Raw genomic sequence first — 5,470 nt, forward strand, 5'->3', positions numbered from 1 at the left:
CCCGCTCCCCACCGCCGTGGCGCGGCCGATCCGACAGGACGCCCGTGTCCACCAGCCCCCGCCCCACCCTCTTCGCCCTGCCCGGTATCGGGCTCGACGGCCGCGCCTTCGACGCGCTCGGCCGCGAGCTCGCCGACGTCGCGGACCTCGTCGCGCTCGACCTGCCCGGTGGATCCGGGACCTCGCTCGAGGAGATGACCGCTGCCACGATCCGCCGGATCCGCGAGCACGGCTCCTCCCGCTGGCTGCTCCTCGGGCACAGCATGGGCGGGAAGATCGCCTCGCTCGTGGCCTCCCGCACGGTCACCGGCCGCTCGGGCCTGTTCGGGCTCGCGGGCGTCGTGCTCCTCGCCGGGTCGCCGCTCTCGCCCGAGCCGATGGAGGAGGAGCGCCGCTCGACCATGCTCGGCTGGGTCGACGACGGGCACCTCGACGAGGCGCAGGCGCGCGAGTTCGTCGACCAGAACGTCGGCTCGCCGCTGCCCGCCGACGCCGACGCGGAGGTGCTGGCCGAGCTGCGCCGCTACTCCCCCGAGGGCTGGCGCGACTGGCTCGAGCACGGCAGCCGCGAGGACCGCACCGGAGAGGCCGCCCTCGGGGCCGTGCCCGCGCTCCTGATCGCGGGCGGTGAGGACGGCGACCTCGGCGCCGACGCGCAGCGCCGCCTGAACGGCTCCCTCTACTCCCGTGCCCGGCTGCTCACGCTCGCCGGGGCGGGCCACCTGCTGCCGTTCGAGCGCCCGGTCGAGGTGGCGGCGGCGATCCGCCGGTTCTGGGAGGAGGAGGCCGGCACGGCGCCGTCGGTCCCGGCCGACGTCGGCGCTGCCATCGCCTCCGCCCGGACCTCCACGCGGGTGCGCGGGCTGCTGGCCGTGCGCGCGCTCGCCGACGACCCTGAGTACGCGCCGCGCGCCCTGACCGTCGCCCAGCTCGCGGAGCTGCGGGCGATCGCCGACCGGGTCGTCCCGCAGGAGGGCGGCCGGATCGACCTGGCCGCGCGGGTGGACACGCAGCTCGCGAACGGCGAGGGCGACGGCTGGCGCAACGCCGACCTGCCGGCCGACCCGATCGCCTACGGTCTGGCGCTCGACACCCTCCGGGGCTTCGCCGGCCTCGGCCCCGCCGAGCAGGACGCGCGCCTCACCGCGATCGCCGACGGCTCCGCGGAGCCCGGCGACGGCTCGGCCGGCGGGCTCGGTGCCGAGCAGCTGACCGCATGGTTCGAGGACTGCCGCGTCGACCTCGTGAAGCAGTGGCTGGCCCACCCCGCGTCGATGGCGCGGATCGGCTATGACGGCTACGCCAGCGGCGGCGACACGCTGCCGCTCGTGACGGGCTTCCGCCTGCTCGGCGCCGACGACCGCGAGACCTGGGAACCGACGACGAGGAGTCACCGATGAACACGACCGGCATGCGCCGCTTCCCGCTCGACGAGACGGTCGACGCCGTCGTGATCGGCACCGGGGCAGGCGGAGCGCCCCTGCTCTCGGTGCTCGCCGCTCGAGGGCTGCGGGTCGTCGCCCTCGAGGCCGGGCCGCACTTAGATCCGCTCGGCCACACCGCCGACGAGACGGCGGCCGTCGAGATCAACTGGATGGAGGAGCGCCTCAGCGGAGGCGAGACCCCCACCGCCTTCGGGCAGAACAACAGCGGCCGCGGGGTCGGCGGCTCGACGCTGCACTGGGGAGCGTTCACGCCCCGCCCCGACCCGCGCGACCTGCGGCTCCGGAGCGACTCCGGCGTCGGCCGCGACTGGCCGATCGAGCACGCCGAGCTCACCGCGTACATCGAGAAGGTGGAGGCGACGATCGGAGTGGCGGGCCCGGCCGAGTACCCGTGGGACCCGTCGCGCCGCTACCTGCAGGGCCCGCTCTCGCGGAACGCCTCGGCCGACATGATGCTGCGCGGCTGCGCGGCGATCGGGATGCGCGCGACCGACGCGCCCGCCGCCGTGCTCAGCGGCCCGCGGGACGACGGCCGGCCCTCCTGCGTCAACTGCGGCCAGTGCCATCAGGGCTGCCGGACCGGCGCGAAGACGAGCATGGACGTGACCTACCTGCCGGAGGCGGTGCGGGCCGGTGCCGAGATCCGGGCCGACTCGTTCGTGCACGGGATCGAGCTGGACGCCGCGGGACGCGTGTGCGCCGTGGTCTACACGAGCGGCGGAGTGGAGCACCGGCAGCGCTGCTCCGCCCTGTTCCTCTGCGCGGGCGGCGTCGAGACGCCCCGGCTCCTCCTGCACACCGGCATCGCGAACAGCAGCGGCCAGGTGGGCCGCAACTTCCTGGCGCACGGGGCGACCCAGGTCTGGGGCACCTTCGAGAACGAGATGCGCGGCTACCGCGGCTACCCCTCCTCGGTGATCACCGAGGACACCGTCCGCCCGGCCGACGCGGACTTCGCGGGCGGCTACCTGATCCAGAGCCTCGGAGTGATGCCGCTGACCTACGCGACGACGCTCGCCCGCGGCGCGGGACTCTGGGGCCGCGATCTGATGGACGCGCTCGACGGCTACCGCTTCGCGGCTGGCGTCGGGATCAACGCGGAGTGCCTGCCCGCCGACGGCAACCGGCTGGAACTGACGGACGAGCTGGACGAGCACGGGGTGCCGAAGGCGCGCATCACGTTCTCGGCGGGCGCCAACGAGGAGGCGATCGACCGGCACGCGATCCGGACGATGACCGCGATCGTGGAGGCGGCGGGCGCGACGAGCACGCGGGTGATGGCGCGCACGGCGCACACTCTCGGCACCGTGCGGATGGGCACCGACGCGGGCGACGCCGTGATCGACGCGGACGGCCGCAGCTTCGACGTGCCGAACCTCTGGGTGTGCGACAACTCGGTGTTCCCGAGCGCGCTGATCGCGAACCCGGCGCTCGCGACGATGGCGCTCTCGCTGCGGACGGCGGACCGCTTCCTAGCGGCGTAGCGTCGCGGCGGTGAGGCGGCTGCGTCGCGGCTGCGGGGCGGCTGCGGGGCGGCTGCGGGACGGCTGCGTCGCGGCTGCGGGGCGGCCGCGGGGCGGGACGACGGGCGAGGTGCTCCTCCGCGTCGCCGACTGACCGCGCGGGCGCGCCCGGACTGCGCGCCCGGACTGCGCACCCCGCCGGATCAGCCGTGGGGCCGTGCGGGGCGCCAGCGCAGTCGCGAGACGCGCTGACCGAACGGCGGGCCGTCGCGACGGCGCTCGACGGAGGTTCAGCGCGCGCTGAGGTGCTGAGGTGCTGAGGTGCTGAGGTGCTGCATCGTGGTGGCCGAACGGCGGCATGGCGCAAGGCGGCGGCACGGCCCTGGTGTCGGCACGGCGTCAGGCGACGGTGCGGCCCCGGTGACGGTCCGCGCCTCAGCGGCAGTGGTGCGGCGGTGGTGCGACGGTGCGGCCGCGTGAACCCGAGCGAAGGCGCAGATCCGAGCGTCAGCGGCGCGGCGGTAGGTCGCTGAGCACTCGCCTCCGAGCGACAGCACGGCCCGATCACCAGTGCGAACCCGCGCAATGCGCCGAACCCGCCCGACGGCCGATTCCCTCAGGGGTGCACGGCAGCATGGCAGAACGCAGAACGTCAGCACGTCAGCACGTCAGCACGTCAGCACGGCAGCGTGTCAGCACGGCACAGTGTCAGAACGGCGGCGGCCGGTCCTCGAACCTCGGGGTCGCCGGTGGGCCTGGACGGAGCCGTGCCTCGAGGCCCGGCGGGCGCGTGGTGATGCGGCGGCCGGTGGGGGTGGTCCAGTCGGCGGTGCCGTCGGGGTGGAGGACGTAGGTCCAGCGGTCGCCGTGCCGCACGTGGTGATGGGCGACGCAGAGGCTGGCGAGGTTGGCGGGGTCGGTGCCGCCGCCGTTTCGCCACTCGACGACGTGGTCGGCCTCGGAGCCCGCGGCGGAGCGGGTGCAGCCGGGGAAGCGGCAGGTCACGTCGCGGAGCTGGAGGAGGAGCCGCAGCTCGCGGTGCGGCAGTCGGCGTGTGCGCCCGACCGAGAGGACGGCGCCCGTCCGGGGCTCGGTCAGCACGCGGGTGACGGTCGCGGGGACGAGGCTCCGGGCGACGTCTGCCGGGATCGGGCCGTAGCCGTCGAGCTCGGCGGAGGCGTCGTCGGCGCCGGACGCGGTGCTCGCCGACAGGGTGACCCGCACCTCGGCGCGCACGCCGGTGACGAGGGTCGGAACGGGCCGATCGGCGCCGACCGGGTCGGGCACCGTGCCGATGACGTCCGCATCGCAGAGGAGGTCGGCGAGAGCGTCGGCTCGCAGCTGGGCGAGGGTCCGCGCGTCGCCCGCTCGGGAGATCGCATCGACGGCGCCCGCCCCGGTGGTCCCGGCGGGCTCCGCTCCGGTCGTCCCGCTGGACTCCGCTCCGCAGGAGCCCGCATCCGTGGCGGCAGGCGACTCCGCCCCCGCCGGCCCCTCGGCGCCGTCGCGGAGGATCCGGGCGATCCGGTCGAGGCGGCTGTACGCCCCCACGGCGACCGGGGCGGGGAGGAGGGCGCAGAGCGTCGCCATGCCGTCGACCTCGGGGGTCAGCCAGACCGCGCGGTCCTCGCGGGCACGTCGGTGGCGCTCGGCGGGGGGCTGCTCGTGGAGCTCCTCCCGCAGTCGGGCCAGAGCGCGCCGCAGCTGGGTCGGCGTGGTGCGGGCCGCGAGCTCGGCCGCCCGCGTATCGAACGCGGCGCGGGAGCCCGGAGGCAGGGTGGCCGCGACGGCGCAGACGACCTGGCCCGCCTCCCACCGCAGGCGCGCCCCGGCGAGGGCGGCGCGGGTGGTCGGCAGGTCCTCGACGAGGAGGCGCGCGTGGTCGAGCTCGCGGGAGGCGACCCGCTCGGAGACTCCGAGGGCGACCGCGAACTCCGCGCGGATCGACCGCTCGGCGAGGTCGCTCGACGCGTGGGGCGCCGAGCCGCGGGCGAACGACTCCGGATGCTCGAGCGCGGCCCGGTGCCCGGCGTGCAGCTCCTCGGCCGCGGCCAGGAGCAGCGGGGACGCCGAGCGGGCCAGCGCCGCGGCTCGGTCGCCGCGAGCACGCACCTCGCTGAGCACCGCCTCCGCTGCTGTCGACCCGCTGATCATCAGCATACGTGTATTCAATCAGCGACCACCGACACGGAAGCGATGGATCGTCACATCCGTGGAGAACCGGCGTGAGGCCCTCCTGTGGAGGGAGGGATCACCGCCGCCGACGCCGCACATCCCAGCCGTCCTCGGGACGGCGCGCGCAGGACACCGGCGCAACACCCCGCCATACACACCGCCACACGCCCCGCTCACGCGAACCGCACCGCAACCCGCCCCGCTCACGCGAACCGCACCGCAACCCGCCCCGCTCACGCGAACCGCACCGCAACACGCCCCCCCTCACCCGAACCGCACCGCCTCACACCCCGCTCACCCGAACCGCACCGCCACACACGCCCCCGCTCACCCGAACCGCACCGCCACACACGCCCCCGCTCACCCGAACCGCACCGCCACACACGC

3 protein-coding genes are annotated in these 5,470 nt (G+C 75.7%); 2 read left to right on the forward strand and 1 reads right to left on the reverse strand.

Going from position 1 to position 5,470, the window contains the following annotated elements:
- Nucleotides 1–44 precede the first annotated feature (44 nt).
- Nucleotides 45–1,400: an alpha/beta hydrolase gene (locus C5C25_RS16075; protein ID WP_104251181.1), complete on the forward strand. Its 1,356-nt coding sequence runs from the start codon at nucleotides 45–47 to the stop codon at nucleotides 1,398–1,400.
- The gene (locus C5C25_RS16080; RefSeq protein ID WP_104251182.1) at nucleotides 1,397–2,929 is read left to right on the forward strand and encodes a GMC family oxidoreductase; all 1,533 of its coding nucleotides are present in this window, start codon (nucleotides 1,397–1,399) and stop codon (nucleotides 2,927–2,929) included. Before C5C25_RS16075 ends, C5C25_RS16080 begins: the two co-directional genes overlap by 4 nt.
- A gap of 687 nt (nucleotides 2,930–3,616) precedes the next feature.
- Here the strand turns inward: C5C25_RS16080 and C5C25_RS16085 are convergent.
- Nucleotides 3,617–5,068: an HNH endonuclease signature motif containing protein gene (locus tag C5C25_RS16085; RefSeq protein ID WP_104251183.1), complete on the reverse strand. Its 1,452-nt coding sequence runs from the start codon at nucleotides 5,066–5,068 to the stop codon at nucleotides 3,617–3,619.
- Between the last annotated feature and the right edge of the window lie 402 nt (nucleotides 5,069–5,470).

Source organism: Rathayibacter sp. AY2B9 (assembly GCF_002931595.1).
GTDB lineage: Bacteria > Actinomycetota > Actinomycetes > Actinomycetales > Microbacteriaceae > Rathayibacter.